This is a genomic window from Vibrio sp. S17_S38 (assembly GCF_014694375.1).
Lineage (GTDB): Bacteria > Pseudomonadota > Gammaproteobacteria > Enterobacterales > Vibrionaceae > Vibrio.
Genome location: NZ_JAAUWW010000009.1, coordinates 36185 through 55654 on the forward strand (window position 1 = coordinate 36185; position 19470 = coordinate 55654).

The 19470-nt window shown below is 39.1% G+C and carries 20 protein-coding genes; 12 read left to right on the top strand and 8 right to left on the bottom strand.

Going from position 1 to position 19470, the window contains the following annotated elements:
* Positions 1 to 76 precede the first annotated feature (76 nt).
* From pstC to pstB, 3 genes are all read left to right on the top strand, one after another.
* Positions 77 to 967: a phosphate ABC transporter permease subunit PstC gene (pstC, locus tag HC725_RS08600; protein ID WP_190331519.1), complete on the top strand. Its 891-nt coding sequence runs from the start codon at positions 77 to 79 to the stop codon at positions 965 to 967.
* A gap of 116 nt (positions 968 to 1083) precedes the next feature.
* Positions 1084 to 1899, top strand: a complete 816-nt coding sequence (gene pstA, locus HC725_RS08605) for a phosphate ABC transporter permease PstA (protein ID WP_190331520.1) — start codon at positions 1084 to 1086, stop codon at positions 1897 to 1899.
* Between the two features lie 226 nt (positions 1900 to 2125).
* Positions 2126 to 2875 (top strand): phosphate ABC transporter ATP-binding protein PstB, encoded by a 750-nt coding sequence (gene pstB / locus HC725_RS08610; RefSeq protein ID WP_190331413.1) that lies wholly within the window; start codon positions 2126 to 2128, stop codon positions 2873 to 2875.
* A gap of 94 nt (positions 2876 to 2969) precedes the next feature.
* On the opposite strand, the gene HC725_RS08615 is transcribed toward pstB, so the two are convergent.
* From HC725_RS08615 to narQ, 3 genes are all read right to left on the bottom strand, one after another.
* On the bottom strand, positions 2970 to 4961 hold the full coding sequence (locus tag HC725_RS08615; RefSeq protein WP_190331414.1) for a GGDEF domain-containing protein: 1992 nt from the start codon (positions 4959 to 4961) through the stop codon (positions 2970 to 2972).
* Positions 4962 to 5178: 217 nt separating this feature from the next.
* Positions 5179 to 5802 carry a response regulator gene (locus HC725_RS08620; protein WP_190331415.1) on the bottom strand — a complete coding sequence of 208 codons (624 nt, stop codon included), beginning with the start codon at positions 5800 to 5802 and terminating at the stop codon, positions 5179 to 5181.
* The gene (gene narQ / locus HC725_RS08625) at positions 5789 to 7540 is read right to left on the bottom strand and encodes a nitrate/nitrite two-component system sensor histidine kinase NarQ (RefSeq protein ID WP_342365935.1); all 1752 of its coding nucleotides are present in this window, start codon (positions 7538 to 7540) and stop codon (positions 5789 to 5791) included. The genes HC725_RS08620 and narQ overlap by 14 nt, the downstream gene beginning before the upstream one ends.
* A 248-nt stretch (positions 7541 to 7788) precedes the next feature.
* On the opposite strand from narQ, the gene napF reads away from it, so the two are divergent.
* The 6 genes from napF to HC725_RS08655 all read left to right on the top strand — a co-directional run bounded on the left by napF (position 7789) and on the right by HC725_RS08655 (position 12536).
* On the top strand, positions 7789 to 8274 hold the full coding sequence (gene napF, locus HC725_RS08630; protein WP_190331416.1) for a ferredoxin-type protein NapF: 486 nt from the start codon (positions 7789 to 7791) through the stop codon (positions 8272 to 8274).
* 53 nt (positions 8275 to 8327) lie between these two features.
* Positions 8328 to 8621, top strand: a complete 294-nt coding sequence (locus tag HC725_RS08635) for a chaperone NapD (RefSeq protein WP_190331417.1) — start codon at positions 8328 to 8330, stop codon at positions 8619 to 8621.
* A 79-nt stretch (positions 8622 to 8700) separates the two neighbouring features.
* Positions 8701 to 11193 (top strand): periplasmic nitrate reductase subunit alpha, encoded by a 2493-nt coding sequence (gene napA / locus HC725_RS08640; RefSeq protein WP_190331418.1) that lies wholly within the window; start codon positions 8701 to 8703, stop codon positions 11191 to 11193.
* A gap of 39 nt (positions 11194 to 11232) precedes the next feature.
* Complete coding sequence (locus HC725_RS08645) at positions 11233 to 11715, top strand: nitrate reductase cytochrome c-type subunit (RefSeq protein WP_190331419.1); 483 nt, start codon at positions 11233 to 11235, stop codon at positions 11713 to 11715.
* 62 nt (positions 11716 to 11777) lie between these two features.
* Positions 11778 to 12350: a NapC/NirT family cytochrome c gene (locus HC725_RS08650; protein ID WP_190331420.1), complete on the top strand. Its 573-nt coding sequence runs from the start codon at positions 11778 to 11780 to the stop codon at positions 12348 to 12350.
* A 48-nt stretch (positions 12351 to 12398) separates the two neighbouring features.
* The gene (locus tag HC725_RS08655) at positions 12399 to 12536 is read left to right on the top strand and encodes a TIGR02808 family protein (protein WP_190331421.1); all 138 of its coding nucleotides are present in this window, start codon (positions 12399 to 12401) and stop codon (positions 12534 to 12536) included.
* A 129-nt stretch (positions 12537 to 12665) separates the two neighbouring features.
* Here HC725_RS08655 and HC725_RS08660 read toward each other — a convergent pair whose 3' ends face one another.
* Together HC725_RS08660 and HC725_RS08665 are read right to left on the bottom strand one after the other, a co-directional pair.
* Entirely contained in the window at positions 12666 to 12818 is a 153-nt protein-coding gene (locus HC725_RS08660; RefSeq protein ID WP_190331422.1) for a hypothetical protein, read from the bottom strand.
* Position 12819: 1 nt separating this feature from the next.
* Positions 12820 to 13044 (bottom strand): hypothetical protein, encoded by a 225-nt coding sequence (locus HC725_RS08665; RefSeq protein WP_190331423.1) that lies wholly within the window; start codon positions 13042 to 13044, stop codon positions 12820 to 12822.
* A 98-nt stretch (positions 13045 to 13142) separates the two neighbouring features.
* On the opposite strand from HC725_RS08665, the gene HC725_RS08670 reads away from it, so the two are divergent.
* Entirely contained in the window at positions 13143 to 14006 is an 864-nt protein-coding gene (locus HC725_RS08670) for a LysR family transcriptional regulator (protein WP_190331424.1), read from the top strand.
* A 56-nt stretch (positions 14007 to 14062) separates the two neighbouring features.
* Positions 14063 to 14344, top strand: coding sequence for a universal stress protein (locus HC725_RS08675; RefSeq protein WP_342365936.1), 282 nt, complete (start codon positions 14063 to 14065; stop codon positions 14342 to 14344).
* A 312-nt stretch (positions 14345 to 14656) separates the two neighbouring features.
* On the opposite strand, the gene HC725_RS08680 is transcribed toward HC725_RS08675, so the two are convergent.
* The 3 genes from HC725_RS08680 to HC725_RS08690 form a co-directional block, all read right to left on the bottom strand.
* Complete coding sequence (locus HC725_RS08680; protein ID WP_190331425.1) at positions 14657 to 15028, bottom strand: LysM peptidoglycan-binding domain-containing protein; 372 nt, start codon at positions 15026 to 15028, stop codon at positions 14657 to 14659.
* Between the two features lie 255 nt (positions 15029 to 15283).
* Positions 15284 to 17245, bottom strand: coding sequence for a bifunctional 2',3'-cyclic-nucleotide 2'-phosphodiesterase/3'-nucleotidase (locus HC725_RS08685; protein WP_190331426.1), 1962 nt, complete (start codon positions 17243 to 17245; stop codon positions 15284 to 15286).
* Between the two features lie 218 nt (positions 17246 to 17463).
* On the bottom strand, positions 17464 to 18300 hold the full coding sequence (locus HC725_RS08690) for a DUF6279 family lipoprotein (RefSeq protein ID WP_190331427.1): 837 nt from the start codon (positions 18298 to 18300) through the stop codon (positions 17464 to 17466).
* 226 nt (positions 18301 to 18526) lie between these two features.
* On the opposite strand from HC725_RS08690, the gene HC725_RS08695 reads away from it, so the two are divergent.
* A complete protein-coding gene (locus HC725_RS08695) occupies positions 18527 to 19465 on the top strand; it encodes a M14 family metallopeptidase (protein WP_190331428.1) in 939 nt (312 codons plus the stop codon).
* Positions 19466 to 19470 lie beyond the last annotated feature (5 nt).

The following is a 19470-nucleotide window of genomic DNA, read 5'->3' on the forward strand; positions in this document are numbered from 1 at the left end:
CAAGCTTATGAATACTGTCGCCAAAACTAAAAAGACGACCGATCATCCCCAGCAACACGCTGATCGTAGTCAAAGCATGAATGTAAACCCTAAACCAAATTTGCGCCAAAAATCAGGTATTGATTGGAGAGAGAGAATCTTCCACATCCTGTTTTTAGGTAGTGCAATTGTTGGGATTGTTTCACTGGCGCTTATCGCCTACTTTATTGTTGCGGAAAGTCTTCCTGCCTTTAAAGCCGTTGGTGTCTCTGCCATAATCTTCGGTGATAATTGGTTACCACCGGCACTTTATGGTATTTACACTATGATCGTAGCCTCTGTCGTCTCGACATTTGGTGCAGTTATAGTTGGGGTTCCAATTGGATTATTAACGGCCGTTTTCATTGCGGAAATTGCCCCTAAAAAGCTAGCTGATGTCATTCGTCCTGCGGTTGAATTACTGGCAGGTATTCCATCGGTTGTTTACGGCTTCTTCGGGCTAGTAATCATCGTACCGCTCATTCAAAACATCTTTAATGTTCCTGCTGGCAACACTATTCTAGCCGGAGTTATTGTACTCGGTGTCATGATCCTCCCCACGGTAATTACCGTATCAGAAACCTCAATCCGCGCCGTTCCTCAAGCTTATAAAGAAGCTTCATTGGCACTTGGAGCCTCTAAAACTTACACCATTTTTAAAGTTCTCGTGCCAGCAGCTCGCTCAGGCATTATGACGGCGGTTATTTTAGGTATTGCTCGCGCGCTTGGTGAAACGATGGCAATCATAATGGTGATGGGCAACGCCCCTGCTATGCCTGAAGGGATCTTAGATTCTGCCCGAACTTTAACGGCTAATATTGCGATTGAAATGTCATACGCAAGTGGCATTCACGCAAGTGCACTCTATGCAACTGGCGTGGTTCTACTGGCTTTTATTATGATTTTAAATGCCGGTTTACTTTACCTTAACCGCCAGAAAGCGAGGTAGTTGTCATGACTATTCACTCTACAAAAATCGATGTTCAATCAGCACTTTCTCAACCAGCTATTTCTCAAGAATTACGCAACAAATTAAAAAACCAGCGCCAATTCAAAGACGCATTAATGAATATTTTCATTTGGATTTCTGCGGGTTTAACGGTTGGTTTTTTATTCTGGATCATGTGGTACATCCTGTCGAACGGCTTACAGTATGTCGATTGGAACTTCATCACCGATGATTACACCCGAACGGGAGATGAACACGGTATATTCCCGATGATCATTGCCACTATTTATATGGTTATCGCCTCCATTGCCGTTGCCGCTCCACTGGGAATAATGACCGCGATCTACTTAACGGAATACGCTAAACCAGGCAGTAAATTAGTCAAAGTCATCCGTTTTTGTACTGAATCTTTAGCCGGAATTCCATCGATTATCTTTGGTTTATTTGGTATGACTTTCTTTGTCACCGTGATGGGGTTTGGTTTCTCTCTATTATCAGGTGCATTAACACTCAGCATTTTGATTCTGCCTGTAATTATTCGTACCACCGAAGAATCATTAATGGCGGTAGCACAGACTTACCGAGAAGGATCTTATGGTTTGGGCGCGTCTAAAATCTACACCATTTGGCGCTTAATTCTACCAAGTGCCATGCCCGGCATTATTACTGCTGTCATATTGAGTATTGGCCGTGTTATTGGTGAATCTGCCCCGGTATTTTTAACCGCTGGTATGGTCGCCAGGATCCCCGAATCCGTGTTTGACTCAGGCCGAACATTAACCGTGCATCTTTACAAACTAACCACTGAGCTATTTACCATAGATGAATGGAACCAAGCTTACGGCACCGCCACTGTTTTGATTGTATTAGTCCTTATTATCAACATGCTAACCAAATTACTCGGCAGTCGCTTTAATAAAGCCAATTACTAATACGGTCTATACCCAAAGTAATTGAAGTTGCAATGAGGCGGCCAGTAAACGAAGCCCAATGAGCTTAGCTAGTCTAAGTTGGGGATAGTGAACATAGCCAACAAAACTGCATCTTCAGTAAGATGGGTATACATCAGCATTAACGCTGAACTTAAATTATTACTGATAAATCCGCCTATAGTAATCATTGAAATAAGCGGATTTGGAAAGAAAAGAGAATCTTAAAATGAACAAATTTAATATTGAAAATCTGGATTTATTTTACGGTAACAACCAAGCGCTAAAGAACATCAATTTACCGATTCCACAGAAGAAAGTAACGGCATTAATTGGTCCATCGGGTTGTGGTAAATCCACCCTACTACGCTGCTTAAATCGTATGAATGATTTGATAGCCGGAGTAAAAATTACCGGTAAAGTCACCATGGATGAACATGATATTTACGGTAATATCGATGTGGCAGATTTGCGAATCAAAGTAGGAATGGTATTCCAAAAGCCGAACCCGTTCCCAATGAGTATCTATGAAAATGTCGCTTATGGGCTAAGAGCCCAAGGGATTAAAGATAAAAAACACATTGATACAGTAGTTGAAAAATCGCTGCGCGGCGCAGCATTATGGGATGAAGTAAAAGCCCGCTTAAAATCGCATGCTTTTGGTCTATCGGGTGGTCAACAGCAACGTTTATGCATTGCCCGCACGATAGCCATGCAGCCAGATGTTATTTTAATGGATGAGCCAACTTCAGCGCTTGATCCGATTGCAACGCATAAAATTGAAGATTTGATGGAATCACTTAAAAAAGAATTCACCATTGTGATTGTGACCCACTCCATGCAACAAGCACGTCGGATTTCAGACCGTACCGCTTTCTTCTTAATGGGTGAATTAGTTGAGCATAATGAAACCGCCGTCATCTTTAGTAATCCAAAAGATGACCGAACTCAAGGTTATGTAAACGGTGACTTTGGTTAAGTTCAAAGCACCATTACGTTGAAAGAATAACTATAAAAGCGATGGAACTTTTGCCCCTCAATTATGAGGGGCCTTTTTGTATTAGAAGGTAGGATTAACGTGCCTTTAAGCTAGAAATAAAATGAACTTCATACGAAAGAACTCGGTTATTCACCATGATTTCTGCATCGCTTAAATCCATATCTCTAAATAAGAAGTGGCTGTACTTAATAAATAAAAAGTAAAATACCGACATCGGAACACCAGCCAAATGATGACTTTCAATAATCTTCATTCGATGATCATGCAAACTATCATTAGTTCGATTACATGAGTACATCATTTTAAAATAATTACTAATCAAATAATTCAACTTTCCGTGGTATACAGAAAGGACTTGCTCGTTCAATTCATCTTGTAATAAATGCTCTGCAGTGATGTATTGCATACGGCTATTCATAGCCAATTTAAGTTCAACTTCTTCATCCGATAAGTTAATCCCAAAGCTATCAAACTCTTCACAAATAGTTTCAATTTTATCAATCGATTTTTTATTGAGAAGAATAGCATCAGCCATTTTTAGCGTTTGTCTTAAACTCTGCTGGCTATTGAGATCAAACGTAATATATCCAGCACTCACTGAAAAATAAGGTATCGAACGAGCCTTGCAGTCATAGGTGATTTTTTGATTCACACGTTCCATAAACTGTTCTGAGTCGAACTCAACATTTCTTGGAATATAAAGTGCCATTAAAAACTCATCACCACCTAGTCGAATAATATCATCATCATCCTTACATATATGGCGCAGTGCGATAGCAATTAACTCAATCGCTTTATCACCCATATCATGACCGTATTTATCATTTATCTGTTTAAACTTATTCGCATCTATAGAGAAAATATGCACATCTTTATTGTTAGCAACGGCCTTTTCAATCTTTTTATACACTTTATTATTCAAGCCATTACGATTATAAGTTTGAGTGAGTGAGTCAAAATACTGTTTATCACCTTCACGTAGCCCACGTAATAGCTGCAAAGTTGATATATAGCCGAAAATAAACAAGAATAAAGGCCAAAGAAGTAGTGTAGGGTAAAGGTTAATCAATAACTTAATAACAAAAAATATAGGCATGGAAATACGTATAGAAAGCTGGCCAAAGTCTGATGCATTTTGCAGAGCAAGGTGCTTATTCGTAAACGTCAGTTGTTGGAACATAGTAGGATTAACATGAGACATATGTGTGTATATAGTTCTTTGATCAATCAAAAACTCAATATTGGAATAATCAAATATGTTAGCCTCATTCTCACTACGGGCCATAGATTGTTCAATCAAGTTTGATAAGTATTGAGTATATAAATCACGGACAAAGAAACCAACAATATGGCCTTGAAAATCCGTAATATTCTTAACTAAAGAGATGGTATCTTGCTTGGTTTGAGGATCGGTATATTGTTCTGAAATCCAATAAGGATTCGAGCTACTGTGAGCAAACTTATCGATCACTGAAAGAAGATAACTTGGATGATAAAATGGAAATTGATCAGATTCCGCTTCAACATTGTAAATATAAAAATAGTTCTTTTTATAGGGCAAAAAATAAAATAACGAGGAAATTTTAGAATTGTCATTGGTCAAACGCAGACTTTGTGAATTAGCTGGCCCAGTGGTAAGCGCGATACACAGTATTTTTAACTCTTTATCCGTATACTGGCTCAAATCATCATTTCCAAGTAACAATCCACCTTGCTGACTGCCTGTATTCATAGATTGTGGGCGATTACTAAAATTCAGCGATTTAGGATCCGTCGTGATCTGATCTAAGCAGTCTTGACGATTATCATCCAACCCAGCCTCAGCGCGAAAGTTCGAATCTAATGAGTCTTGATGTAACGCGGTGAACCGTAGAAATTCAAACTCATTTTGAGTGCTAAAGCCTAAGTTGCTAAGCTCTGCGGCTACGTTAGGTAAAATCACTTCTGATATTCGGGACTGTAAACTACTAAAAGCATTCATTCCCAGCAGCAACATACCGATCAAAGTGATAACGACAGCTGAAGTAAAACTTCGACGCCTTAATGTTTTTTCTTTATACAACATAATATCCACCAGCTGAAAAAACAGTAGGGAGTTTTGATATTGGCTCAAAACTCCCTACTGTTTTTATTAATTCTTCACTGTGAAATATACACAATAATTCTACGGATTAATAATGTCTCCGTTAAATATCACAAAAAATACCATTCAGGTATATTTCAACACACAATCAATACAATAGAAAAATAAGTTATCGCCAAATAATTCGCAATCTAAATAACTAAGAGCTTATCGCTAAATATAAAACCGTTGCGGCAGTACGAGAAGAAACCTGTAATTTTTTCAGTAAACTTTTCATGTGTACTTTTACTGTCGATTCTGAAATAAACAAATGATCGGCAATCTGTTTATTTCGGTACCCTTTCGCCACTTCTTTTAAAATCTGCATTTCTCGGTCAGTAAGTTGATCCAACACATTTTCTTTACTATCTCGGTTCAGTAAATGTTCATGCACCAGATCACTGTACACTCTATTACCTAATTGAGCCTGTTGTAGCAATCGAATTAACTCTTCTGGTTCGGTATCTTTTAACAAGTAACCATCCGCTTCCGCTTTGATCAAGGTATCAATATCAGCTGGATTATCAGATACCGTCAAAATAATAATTTGGCTGTCGATGCCTTCTTTACGCATCGCTTGGAGCGTATCTAACCCCGACATGCCTTTCATATTTAAATCCAATAGGATCATATCGGGCTGGTGTTGATGCGCTAATGCAATAGCTTCAACACCATTACTGGCTTCTGCAATCACCTCAAAACAATCTTCAAAGCTAAGTAATTGACCAATACCACGACGCATTAAAGGATGGTCATCAACCAACATTACTTTACATACTGTCATTATTATATTCCTTTGTGTCCATATTCATGGTGAGTTTAACTTCGCAACCTGAGCCTATTTTCGTATTAAATTCACACGTTGCCAAAAGCCTTAAAGCTCGCTCTTGCATAATAGATAAACCATAATGATTCGGTTTCGGTTGTGTGAGATCAAATCCAATACCATCATCTAATATGCTCACTATTATTTGCCTATTCTCTACACCACAATACACGGTAATTTCATCACACTCTGCATGCTTTATTGCATTCAAAACTGCCTCACGAATAAATTGCAATAAATGTACTTGTTGTTGAGCATCCAGTTGAATTGAAAGTAATTGATTATCTATCACTAACATCGCATTGGTTTGAGCATCTAATGGTATTAACATTTCATTGAGTGCTTCGCCAAAATCCGCTTCTTTGATGTTAAGCCTAAAGGTGCTCAATAATTCTCGGAGTTGAGTGTACGCTTGTGATAAAACCAAATCGACCTCTTGAACAATGTCTGTTGAAATTATACAACGCTGCTGACAGAAATCTTGATCCAAATTACGTCGTAAGAGTGTCATTTGAATTTTCAAATAGGACAAAGATTGCGCTAGTGAATCGTGCAACTCTCGTGCGATCGTGGCACGTTCTTCCATTAAAATTAACTGCTCAATTTGTTTCTGGCTATGGTTAAAAAACAATGCTCGGGCAAATATACGTCCAATATTATCCATCAGCACTTTTTCAGCATCGTCCGTTTGGTGTTGCCAGCGAAGTTGACCTAACAACATACCATTAATTTCTAATTCGTATGAACGCCAAGGCATATTCCTTTCCAAACCAGACTGAAGCTCGGTATGGCCGCCCCCTTTTTCATCTATCCATAACTGACAAGCAATCATACCTTCCACTTTGGTAAGAGAATCGACAATATCTTGAAAATCATGAGTCGATAAGCGAGAGCTTGAAAGCGCTTCAGAACAATCATAAAGGATCTGCAACGATGAGTTAGCATGCTGTAATTCATGGGTTTTTTTATCGACCGCGGCTTCCAAACCTTGATACAACTGCCCTAATTCTTTAGCCATATATTGATAACTAAGTGCCAGTACCCCCAATTCAGTTTCATTGTGCGTGTCCAATTGAATCTTAAAATTTTTGTCTCGTATTTGCTGACTCGCTTCAAGCAGTTGATCGAGTGGCTTCACTACTTTTTTACGGACAAAATTCACAATACTGATCGTGATGAATAAAATCAGCCCTAAACACCCACCACCAATCCAAGATAATAGTTTAAGTTTATCCTCTGAAAATTCTTGTAAACTAAACACGAAATGATCTATCTGATCGACCAAGCTTTGTACATCATTTAGATATGATACTTTTTCCTGTGATGATAATAATTGATGAAGCCTATCCCATCGTTGAACAATGGCTTGATACTGCTGCTGTATGTCTTTAGGAACGAAAAAACTGCTGAGAGATTGCATGGCTGACGAATGCAAAGACTGTCCAAATAAATCGATATGATGCCCTAGTTCTGGCGAGTCTTTTTGTAAATCATACGCCAAACGATAACTTTGCATCCGCAATGAACCGGCCACATTTACCACTTCAGCATCACGCAAGCTATAAGACAAAGTTAATAATGCCGTTCCCATGGCTAAAATCACAAGAAATAATATATATAACAATCCCTTACCAATTCTGGTCGCGATCGGCGTCTTTGATTTTTTCAAACCGTACCGCTTTACATTTGAACTCACTTTATAACCTTTCAGCTAAATATTAGAGACGCGAAGCACTCATTAATTTTTTATGTTACTTGATGAAGAAAAAAAATGTGAAGTTTATGCATCAAATAAATTGATCTTAAACAAATTATACATACCTTTACCTCTTTGTGGGTATTTATGCTTTACTATAAGAAACTACAATTTATAGGGATATAGAAGTATGAATTTACTACATAAGATTTACCTTGATGTAGTCAAAACTGGACGAAGGTGATTACGTGGCCAGTCAGCCGATAAATGTATCAAGACGCCAACTTTTTACACGTAAGAAAACATCTGACATCCCCCATCTTCCTTGGGCAAAAGAAGATCAATTTACCGATATGTGTACTCAATGCGGGGCCTGCATTAAAAATTGCCCCGAACATATCATTCAAATTGGGGATGGTGGATTTCCTGTAGTGGATTTTCAAAAAGGCGAGTGTACTTTTTGTTATCAATGTGCGGATGCTTGTCCTGAGCCTTTGTTTTTCCCCAAACAAGACTCCGCATGGACAGCTAAAGCAAATATCCAACACACCTGTATTGCGAAACAAAATGTCGAATGCCGAAGTTGTGGTGAAATGTGCGAAACCCAAGCTATACGATTTAAATTAGCCGTTGGCGTCGTCGCTCAACCCTATATTGAGTCTGAACATTGTAATGGTTGTGGTGCTTGTGTTTCCGTCTGCCCAACAGACGCGATACAGATCAAATTAATGTAAATAAAGATAAAACGAATTCAACAATAAAACTAACTTAAAAGAGAGCGGTATTTATGGCGCTGAATGAAGTGCACATTTCAAGCTTAGTGGTTCATGTCGTACCAAAACATCTAACAGAGATTAAAGCAAAAATAGAATGTTTAGATGGTGTGGAAATTTACGGCGAAAGTGAAGCAGGCAAATTAGTTGTCGTGGTTGAAACTCAAAATCAAGGTTATATCACCGATACTATTGATGTAATTAACAACCTTGAACATGTACTGAGTGTTGCCTTAGTTTTTCATCAAATAGAAAGTGATCTCGATGATAATGAAATGGATGACAAACAATTTATAAACGCCGAGTAATTCGGACAAAGTAACAATATAGAACATCAATAATTATAATGAATAACGATATGACTGGATTCAAATCTGAGGATAAAGTATGAAAATGACACGACGTGCGTTTGTTAAAGCAAACGCAGCAGCATCGGCGGCTGCAGTAGCAGGGATAAGCCTTTCGGCCTCTGCCACTAACCTGATTGTAAGCTCTGATGAAACCGCGATTAAATGGGACAAAGCCCCTTGCCGCTTTTGTGGTACTGGCTGTTCTGTTTTAGTCGGAACTCAAAATGGTAAGGTTGTTGCAACACAAGGCGATCCAGAAGCTCCTGTAAACAAAGGCCTTAACTGCATCAAAGGCTACTTCCTATCAAAAATCATGTACGGTAAAGATCGTTTAAATACTCCACTGCTTCGTATGAGCAACGGTAAATTTGATAAAAACGGTGACTTTGCCCCAGTCTCATGGGACACCGCTTTTGATGTAATGGCCGAAAAATTCAAAAAAGCCATTAAAGAAAAAGGTCCCACCAGTGTCGGTATGTTTGGTTCTGGTCAGTGGACCGTGATGGAAGGTTACGCCGCATCTAAGTTGATGAAAGCAGGCTTCCGCTCTAATAACATTGATCCAAACGCTCGTCACTGCATGGCTTCTGCTGTGGTTGGCTTCATGCGTACTTTTGGTATCGATGAACCTATGGGTTGCTATGATGACTTCGAACACGCAGATTCATTCGTGCTTTGGGGCTCAAACATGGCTGAAATGCACCCTGTTCTATGGACACGTATCACTGACCGTCGTTTAAGTCATCCCCATGTTAAAGTGAATGTCCTTTCTACTTACTACCATCGTAGTTTTGAATTAGCTGATAAAGGAATGATCTTTCATCCTCAATCTGATTTGGCTATTGCAAACTTTATTGCCAATTACATTATTCAAAATAATGCAGTTAATTGGGATTTCGTCAACAAGCATACTCATTTTAAACAAGCAGTAACCGATATTGGCTATGGCCTTCGTGACGACGACCCACTGCAAGTTAAAGCCAAAAATGCTAACTCAGGCGATATGTCTGATATTTCCTTTGAACAATACAAAAAATCAGTTGCCCCTTACACTCTAGAAAAAGCTGCCGAAATGTCAGGTGTGCTACCTGAAGATCTTATCGCAATGGCGAAACAATACGCGGATCCAAAAACCAAAGTGATGTCGCTTTGGACTATGGGAATGAACCAGCATACTCGTGGCGTTTGGATGCAAAGCCTCGTGTATAACCTGCACTTGCTTACCGGTAAAATCTCAGAACCTGGTAACAGCCCGTTCTCATTAACTGGCCAACCTTCGGCTTGTGGTACTGCTCGTGAAGTGGGTACATTTGCTCACCGACTTCCAGCTGATTTAGTGGTAACAAATCCTGCGCATCGTAAAACGGCGGAGAAGATTTGGAAACTACCTGAAGGCACAATTCCCGCCAAACCGGGATTTCATGCTGTACAACAAGACCGCATGCTAAAAGATGGTAAGTTAAACGCTTACTGGGTCATGTGTAATAACAACATGCAAGCAGGTCCAAACATCAATACTGACCGCCTACCGGGCTATCGTAATCCGGAAAACTTCATTGTATGTTCTGACCCATATCCAACAGTAACCGCGCAAGCGGCTGATCTCGTTTTGCCAACTGCAATGTGGGTAGAAAAAGAAGGCGCTTACGGCAATGCTGAGCGTCGAACTCAAGCTTGGTATCAACAAGTATCTCCAGTTGAAGGCGCAAGATCCGATCTTTGGCAAATCATGGAATTCGCAAAACGCTTCAAAATTGAAGAAGTGTGGGATGCTGAGCTCATGGCAAAAGCACCTGAGCTTCGTGGCAAAACTATGTACGATATTTTATTCCTTAACGGTAATGTCGACAAATTCCCATTAGAAGAAGCTCAAGAACTCAACGATGACGCTAAATCAGCAGGTTTTTATGTCCAAAAAGGCTTATTTGAAGAATACGCTACATTTGGTCGTGGTCATGGTCACGATTTAGCTCCATATGATGTTTATCACACAGTGCGCGGCTTACGTTGGCCTGTCGTTGATGGTAAAGAAACCTTATGGCGTTTTAACCCGGAATATGACCCATACGCAAAACGTGCAGGTCGTGATTTCTACGGTAAACCTGATGGTAAAGCTCTGATCATCTCAGCGCCATACGAAGCGCCACCAGAAGTGCCAAATAAAGAATTCGATCTTTGGTTATGCACCGGTCGTGTTCTTGAGCATTGGCATACTGGCACCATGACTCGCCGTGTACCTGAACTGTACAAAGCCGTACCTGACGCACTTTGCTACATTCACCCTGATGATGCAGAAAGTCGTAATTTACGCCGTGGCGATGAAGTGCTCATGCAATCGCCTCGTGGTGAAGTACGCGTCCGTGTTGAAACTCGTGGTCGAAACCGCCCGCCAAAAGGCTTGGTATTTGTACCTTTCTTTGATGCTCGTATCTTAGTCAATAAATTGATTCTTGATGCAACTGACCCGCTATCTAAGCAGACTGACTTTAAAAAATGTCCTGTGAAGATCACCAAAGTGGCTAGCGTTTAAGTATCTCGCATTTAGAATTCAAAGAAATCGGAGAAGATTATGAAAAAAATCATCATGGCATTCGTGGCAGCTTCAATGTTGATCATCGGCGCCGTACAAGCAGAAGATGCAAGTGACAAAACGACCCCAGTTGCAACAAATCCTGGCGGGATCGGTGGCTTGCAATCGTTACGTGGTGCAAGTGAACTAGAATCCACTCGCCCAGCGGATAACTTTAAACGCTTTCCTAAAGATCACCAATTAGACAGTGATTATGTGTATCAACCACCATTGATCCCACATACCATTCGTAACTATGAAGTGTCTTTAAACGTTAATAAATGTCTTTCTTGCCATAGCTGGAAAAACGCCAAAGAAATGGGCGCGACAAAAATTAGTGTTACTCACTATGTGAACCGTGAAGATGCAGTTTTATCTGATGTTTCACCTCGCCGCTACTTCTGCTTGCAGTGTCATGTACCACAAGCCGATGCAAAACCTTTGGTCGAAAACGAATTCCAACGTGTTGATTCGTTAAAATAAAACGCTGCGCTTGGTTGGAGTCACGCTATCGTGTCTCCAACCAAGCAACAAGAGAGAATATTATGAAAATTATCAAAAATTTCTGGAAGCGTTTATCCACGCCAAGTAAAGCCGCGGCAGGGATCATACTGCTAATGGGCTTTATGGGGGGGCTATTATTCTGGGGAGCATTTAACACCGGAATGGAAGCAACCAATACCGAAGAATTTTGTTCAGGCTGCCACGCGCCGATAGTAAAAGAGATCCGCGAAACCATTCACTACTCTAATCGATCTGGTGTACGTGCTATTTGTTCTGACTGTCACGTCCCTCATAAATGGACCGACAAAATTGTGCGTAAAGTACAAGCATCAAAAGAACTGTTATTCCATTTCATCGGCACGATTGATACAGAAGAAAAATTCAAAGCACGCCGTGGCCACCTCGCACACCGAGAATGGCAACGAATGAAAGACAACGACTCGAAAGAATGCCGTAACTGTCATCAGTTCAATTATATGGATTTCTCAGAACAAGGGCCTCGTGCTGTTAAACAACACTCAACCGCATTGGCAGACGGCGACAAAACTTGTGTCGATTGTCACAAAGGTATTGCCCACAAACTACCTGATATGAGAGATGTGGAAGGCTGGTAATCAGTCAGCTCCCCCCACTCTTAATCAGAAATAGGAAGAGGAAAATTAATGGGTACTTTAGAATACGTAATGTGGCACGTCTTAGGTTATGCCGCGATGCCAGTGATTATTTTAGGTGGGTTTGCCGCCGTTGCTGCCATTTGTATTTTTATTTTATCGATGACTAAAGATAAACAAATCGATTAATCAAATACATAGCGCACCATAATAAAGCCCCATTCATTTTAAATAATGAATGGGGCTTTTTGTTTAAGTATCAGAGGGTAAAAAAATGTATTGATAACGTCTAAAGTAGTGGCCAAATTTAATTGGCCACTACACTTGGCCTCTAACCCCATAACAATAAGAAATCACTGCCGAAGGATTTAGGTTCACTTTGTGGCACCATTCGCCCCATACTGCTTCAATAGTCTTCGTTGAGTTGACCAAAGTCCCATCAAGGTCAAATAGAAAACATTTAGTTTTCATATTAGCCTCTTAATAACTGTTTATTTACCATCGCTTTACCTAATTCATCCCATTTAAAACAATGGCTAAAGACAAGCTTAGCATTTTCTGCATTGTTAGCTTCGATCAAAACCGGTGCTAATACAAAGCCTTGCTTAAACAGACTAAGCATCACTTCTGACGCCTCTTCCTTAGAAACATCCTCTGCAACCGTAATATCGTCTTTAGATAAAATGCAAAATTCCATGATGAACACACTCACTTTTTGATTGAATATGCTTAGTATTTTACCTAACCAAGTGATAACGTATATTGAAAATAAACTAACATTGATAACTTTTAGTTATGAACATAAGTATTAAACAGCTACAAGCAATTGAAACATTGGCCAAAGTGAAAAGCTTTCGAATTGCTTCTCATCAGCTATGCATTTCGCAACCTGCGCTTTCTAAACAAATTAAGAATGTTGAAGATATGTATGGTTTTGACATCTTTATTCGAAGTCCAAATGGGGTAATGCTTTCTTCCCAAGGCGAAATAATGATTAATGAAATTATTAGTTTAAACAATCACATAGCTAAAGTAGACTCCTACATCAAAGAGATCGCTCAGGATAATATGGGATCGCTACAAATAGGATTTGGTAAATCCAGCTATGACTTCCTACCCAATATTATTAGAGACTTTAAAGCTCAATATGCCAGTACTCATTTATCTTTACTTGATTTTGCTTCTCATGAGCAGGAGGAGAAGTTATTAGTTGGCTTGTTAGATATTGCTTTTATGCGAGAGCCTAAAAATTCAAACCTAGAGCGCCTTAAAGTTTCATCTGATGAATTCGTGCTTGTCGTTTCTAAACATCTTTATCAAAGTGCTCAGATAGATTTTTATCTGGATAAGTATGATTTATTAATGCTGACACAGAAAGATAAGTCTGAGATGAACCGGCATATAAAGAGAATATTAATGGGTAAAAACGTACGTGAAAGCTACATATCCGATGACATTCAAACTATCTTAACATTGATAACATCCCACGTTGGCGTCTCTATTTTACCAAGAAAATCTATTCTTCAGCATTCAAATGAATTGGTAGTCATCCCCTTTGAACAAGATACTAGCTGGAATATTTATATGGTGTGGGATGCCTTAAGAATATCGAAATCGATAGAAAATTTCGTCCAATATGTGAAAGGTTTCATTAATTAATCAACGATATTTTTAGGTAATGAGGAATATTTTACAAACTGAATAAAAACGTTTTAGTGCAATATTGCCACCTAGTAACAATAAAAAATGGCCAAAATGACTTAGCGGATAAATTCAAACAAACTGAAGCTTTGTTAATTGAAAATGGCTTTGAAGTTAAGTCTCAATTTTTAGAAGGTAATGTGTTCGATTCTTTGATGGATTACAAAAGAGATCATGAAGTCGACATGTTGGTGATGGGCGCTTTCTCGCACTCTAAACTTGCACAAATATTTCTAGGCAGTAACACCCTAAAAATGTTAGAGCATACTCACTTGCCACTTCTCATCATACGTTAATATGAAAATAACTGGGTGGATTGGATAGACCCACCCAGTTACTAATCAGATCGATAAAAGCTTGTTAGGATAATGTTTTCGTAAAGGTAATATTATTAAACAAACTGTAAACGGTTGAATCAATGCTGAACAAAAGCAAGTTAACAGCACCCTTTAGGATATTCTGAATTACACTCCTTCGTCGCTATCCAGAATGACAATGTCTAACTAGCTTCGAAGCTAAAATAGATAAACAACCATCGTTTAATTTAAGCTCCAAATGATCAAATAAGCCGTCAAACGACGGCTTATTTATTAATAATATTGAATCCATTACTTAATATTAAGTATTTCACCAATGGTTATTTTATTCTTATTTTTAATGTTCTCATTCAATTGAAGTAAATCATCTAATGACATGTCATGTGCTTTTGCAATCGACCAAAGGGTGTCATTCTCTTTAACGGTATAAACCTTAGCCGCATCTTCAGATTGTTTTTTCAATGCTTCTTGATCTGCTTGTAACTGCGCTACAGACTGAGCCGTCATATCAGATTGATCTTGTTGTTGCTGTAATTGACTTTGTAAGGCTTGAATTTGTTCAGTATTCTTATTTTGCTGTTCCGTCATTTCATCATTAGATGCACAACCAGCAAGAATACCAATCGAAAGCGCTGTAAAAGCTAATTTAGATATTATTTTCATAATAAACTCCCTATAAAAGATTCACTTCATTATTAAAAAGCCAATATAACCCTAACAAAGAAATAGAAAATTCGCCATAAGTCGAGTTGTTATTGACCTTACCTTGACGTAATGGTTCATACCACATACACACTAACGACCAGTCTCCCAGACCTATGCGAGATCCAAAAATTGACTCTAGATCAGTAACCATATTCAGATGATACTGAAGCACAAATCAGTTTCTTGTGCTTCATGCCCCCATTCATACCAACGCTATTTATTTAACTGCAATTGATAGACAGCAAAGCCAACATCATCTGTCGCCGCTTTTTTCATTGGATACTGCGCGTTAGCCTGAATAAATTTAGCCGCTTTATTACTTGGTGACGTTTCAAAACGCACATCTAAATTCGCTTTAGTTTTAATCGGTGCAAATGACCAATTGTTATCAGCACTTGGCGTAACTTGACCTTGCTCTTTACTCACCCGAGAAATATAGTCAGCCAAAATAGTGCGATTTTCATCCGGAGAATCAAACGCAACATATTGAGATCCGGTGCCTGCAAATTTTTCACCATAAGCACGATAATTGTTGGTCGCAACAATAAACGTTTGTTTCGGATTAATGGGCTCGCCGTTATAGGTTAAGTTAACAATACGTTGAGATTCAGGATGAACCGCTTTGCATTCACCATCATATTTAGCGGGTTGAGTTACATCAATTTGATAATTAACGCCATCAATCACATCATAGTTATAAGTGCGAAAGCCATCCCAATTAATCAAAGATTGCGGTTTGCTACTGCTTGGATCGATTTGATTGAACTGCCCCGCCGAACATTCAAGCCATTCTTTAACATCTGCCCCCGTGACTTTTAGCGCCACTAACGTATTAGGGTACAAATATAAATCGGCGGCATTACGGAAGGTTAGTTCACCCGCTTCAACTTCTGTAAAGTTACCCGGATCATTCTTACGACCACCGGCTTTAAAGGGAGCTGCCGCAGCAAGTACAGGCAAACCATCAAGATCAGGATCGCCTTGAATAAAGCGTTCGGTATAATCTCTTTGCGCCATATTCACGATTTGAACCGTTGGGTCATCTTGCACTAGCGATAGATAGCTATACATATTAGCGCTGGCTTTACCAATCGGTTGATTAACAAAATTTCGAGTAGCAGCATGATCAGAATCTAACGCGTTTTTAATTTGCATATCTTCTGCTGCTAACGATTTATTCTTCGTGGCATCAAAAATAGGACGAGCTTCAGAGCGACCTTTTGTAACCTGCCAACGACCATTTTTTTCTTTTAACACCAGATCCATAACACCAACATGGCTTCCCCACCGGCCAGGCATCACCGACGTAATGCCATTAATTGTGCCGTTTTTAATATCGACACCATCTAAATGAGCAAACTCTTTACTCGGGAATACCGCATGAGCATGACCAAATGCAATTGCATCAACACCTTGTACCTGGGTTAAATAATAAGCCGAATTTTCTGCACCTTCTTTATACGGATCAACCGACAAACCAGAGTGTGCGATAGCAACGATCACATCAGCGCCTTCTTTACGCATTTTTGGCACTAATTCTTGAGCCGTTTCTTTAATATCTTTAACCGTCACTTTTCCATTAAGGTTCTTCTTATCCCACACCATAATTTGTGGTGGTACAAAACCGATATAACCCACTTTTATTTTTTGATTCTTACCATCCGTATCTTTAAATTGATACGTTTTAATAATATAAGGGTTAAAGTAATGCTTACCTGATTTCGCTTCATAAACATTAGCATTTACATAAGGGAACTTAGCGTCATTGGTAGCTTCAGCTAAAAAATCCAGCCCATAGTTAAATTCATGATTACCAATATTACCTACATCATATTTTAACAAATTCATCGCTTTATAAGCAGGATGAACCTCACCCGGTTGTAGCCCTTTCGAAGCAATATAATCTCCCATCGGACTGCCCTGAATAAGATCTCCATTATCCACCAGCACACTATTGGTTACTTCTTTGCGGGCTTTCTCGATTAACGTTGCCGCGCGCACTAAGCCAATTTTGTCAGACGGCTTATCTTTGTAATAATCGTAATCCATGTAATTAGCATGAATATCTGTGGTTTCGATAACACGTAAATGAATAGTATCCGCAAAAGTAGAGTTTGACAGGCAGATCATCCCGACCAAGACCGACAAAGAAAGAGGGTGACGAACGATTTTCATTAAGCACTCCATATGGCTTTTCTAATAATGAGAGAGGTGTAACGTGTGGATGCAATAATAAAACAGCTTACATATCATTTATGTGACGATGGGCATGCAAGCGTGATTCACTCTTCATTTTTATCTATAGAAATCGCTACTTAGCTTATCTATTGACGTAGTTCAATTATTTAACTGCATCCGCCAGTTAACGACATCGACTAGTTCTGCGGCTATCGTCACTTCGCAGCTAAGTCCACGAATGTGTCACGCCAGCCACGCAGCTCATCATGATAATGATCAAGTTGTTTTGGGGACATTTGTTGTATGACTTTAACTAACATACCAACCGTAATGGCGCTATTTTGTTGTAATTTAACCTTCAAGTGCTGGGTGTATAGAGTTTCAGGTTCAAGCAATGTGGTAATAAATTTTGCCTTAAACGTACTGGAATCATTACGCTGTAAAAATAACACCTGCAATTCTGATTTATTGATGAGTTGTTGATTAAACCAATCATGATTCATTAATGGACGTTCCAAACTCCACTTTTTTACATCTCTATCTTGTGTATCAGAAAGATCGCCCACCCACTTTTCAAGTATTTTAACCATTCTTTTATACGATTTATCTCTACTTTCTTTTTCAGATAAATCTTTGTAATCGGCATATTCTGATTGATATTTTTCCTGTAGAGATGCAAAAAGTTCATCACCTTGTGCTTGATCCAATGTCATAAACAGATCGTATAAATGTGGCATAACTTGCGTAGCAATCTGTCTTGAGTAGCCTTTTAGTTGTTCATACTCTTTTTGCACTTTCCCTGTACCAACTTCAGATGGTTTTAGCATCAGTAGGCGATCAATATAGGCAATGTAAGCTGGCAATTGTTGCTGACGATGCCATTCTTTAACCTCGTTAACTGACTGCTTCAACATAGACTCTTGTTTATCATTTAACGACACATATTGATCGACATACTGAGCTGCCATCCAATCTAATCGGTCGTATAAAAACTGCGTTGAACATCCTGTAAACAAAATGATGCTTGTGAAAATAATGACTCGCTTTAACATAAAGTGCCCATGCCTTTTTGTAGTTTGTCTTACTTTAGTTTAGTACTTACCGCCAAGCTACGTTATTCCTGTCAAACTAAGTCATAAGCCTCAACAAGCAAATAAAGATAGTATCGGTAATAAATAAGCTTCATCAATAATAAGATGCGTAGATTTCTACTACTGCCATTCTTGGCTAAGTGTTAAGATTATTGATACGTTAATAATACCAATAAAGGACACTCTCATGAGCACCACGACTGCATTTCCAATCGGAACACCAGGCCAAAAATGGACCAATATTGAAAAACGCCAGTGGTTAGAACAAACCAGTGTAAAACGTTCTTATTTCGAGGAAGTGGTACCAAAAATTGACGCGCTAAAAAATCAATTTGACGTTTTTCAGTATGGTGAATTGCAATACGATAATATTCCGGTTGGAAAAGATCGTTATCCATTATGGGCATTAAAAACACGCTCGTGGGATGTCAATAAACCAACAATTTTAGTGACTGGTGGTGTCCATGGTTATGAAACCAGCGGTGTACACGGTGCACTTTTATTTGCTCAAACAGAAGAAAAAAATTACCACGTTGATTTCAATATTGTGATCGCGCCATGTGTCAGCCCTTGGGGATACGAAACCATTAATCGTTGGAATCCTGAAGCACTTGATCCTAATCGTAATTTCACGACTAATAGCCCAGCTCAAGAATCAGCCGCATTAATGAAAATGGTGGCAGATTTAAACGTGTCGATTTTAGCCCATATTGATTTACACGAAACAACGGATACGGATGAATTAGAGTTTCGACCAGCGCTCGCCGCTCGTGATGGTATTGAGTGTAAAAAAGGCATTATTCCTGATGGATTTTATACTGTGGGAGACACAGAAAAAGACGATGATGCGCTACAAAAAGCCATTATTGATTCCGTTCGTAATGTCACTCATATTGCACCAGCGGATGAAAATAACCAAATAATAGGTTCCGATGTCACTCAGAATGGTGTTATTAATTATCCGTTAGCGGCGCTTGGGTTATGTGCAGGCTTTACCAATTATCAATATTGCACCACTACCGAAGTCTATCCAGATAGTCCTAAAGTAACCGATGACGAATGCAACCGAGCTCAAGTTGCCGCGATTGTCGGCGCTCTCGATTATATTCTGACTACACTTAAATGATCATC

What these genes read in the sequence shown, in the direction of transcription:
- pstC (WP_190331519.1), top strand. Translation starts at nt 77, where the DNA reads ATGAATGTAAACCCTAAACCAAATTTGCGCCAAAAATCAGGTATTGAT.
- pstA (WP_190331520.1), top strand. Translation starts at nt 1,084, where the DNA reads ATGAATATTTTCATTTGGATTTCTGCGGGTTTAACGGTTGGTTTTTTA.
- pstB (WP_190331413.1), top strand. Translation starts at nt 2,126, where the DNA reads ATGAACAAATTTAATATTGAAAATCTGGATTTATTTTACGGTAACAAC.
- HC725_RS08615 (WP_190331414.1), bottom strand. Translation starts at nt 4,961, where the DNA reads ATGTTGTATAAAGAAAAAACATTAAGGCGTCGAAGTTTTACTTCAGCT.
- HC725_RS08620 (WP_190331415.1), bottom strand. Translation starts at nt 5,802, where the DNA reads ATGACAGTATGTAAAGTAATGTTGGTTGATGACCATCCTTTAATGCGT.
- HC725_RS08635 (WP_190331417.1), top strand. Translation starts at nt 8,328, where the DNA reads ATGGCGCTGAATGAAGTGCACATTTCAAGCTTAGTGGTTCATGTCGTA.
- napA (WP_190331418.1), top strand. Translation starts at nt 8,701, where the DNA reads ATGAAAATGACACGACGTGCGTTTGTTAAAGCAAACGCAGCAGCATCG.
- HC725_RS08645 (WP_190331419.1), top strand. Translation starts at nt 11,233, where the DNA reads ATGAAAAAAATCATCATGGCATTCGTGGCAGCTTCAATGTTGATCATC.
- HC725_RS08650 (WP_190331420.1), top strand. Translation starts at nt 11,778, where the DNA reads ATGAAAATTATCAAAAATTTCTGGAAGCGTTTATCCACGCCAAGTAAA.
- HC725_RS08655 (WP_190331421.1), top strand. Translation starts at nt 12,399, where the DNA reads ATGGGTACTTTAGAATACGTAATGTGGCACGTCTTAGGTTATGCCGCG.
- HC725_RS08660 (WP_190331422.1), bottom strand. Translation starts at nt 12,818, where the DNA reads ATGAAAACTAAATGTTTTCTATTTGACCTTGATGGGACTTTGGTCAAC.
- HC725_RS08665 (WP_190331423.1), bottom strand. Translation starts at nt 13,044, where the DNA reads ATGGAATTTTGCATTTTATCTAAAGACGATATTACGGTTGCAGAGGAT.
- HC725_RS08670 (WP_190331424.1), top strand. Translation starts at nt 13,143, where the DNA reads ATGAACATAAGTATTAAACAGCTACAAGCAATTGAAACATTGGCCAAA.
- HC725_RS08680 (WP_190331425.1), bottom strand. Translation starts at nt 15,028, where the DNA reads ATGAAAATAATATCTAAATTAGCTTTTACAGCGCTTTCGATTGGTATT.
- HC725_RS08685 (WP_190331426.1), bottom strand. Translation starts at nt 17,245, where the DNA reads ATGAAAATCGTTCGTCACCCTCTTTCTTTGTCGGTCTTGGTCGGGATG.
- HC725_RS08690 (WP_190331427.1), bottom strand. Translation starts at nt 18,300, where the DNA reads ATGTTAAAGCGAGTCATTATTTTCACAAGCATCATTTTGTTTACAGGA.
- HC725_RS08695 (WP_190331428.1), top strand. Translation starts at nt 18,527, where the DNA reads ATGAGCACCACGACTGCATTTCCAATCGGAACACCAGGCCAAAAATGG.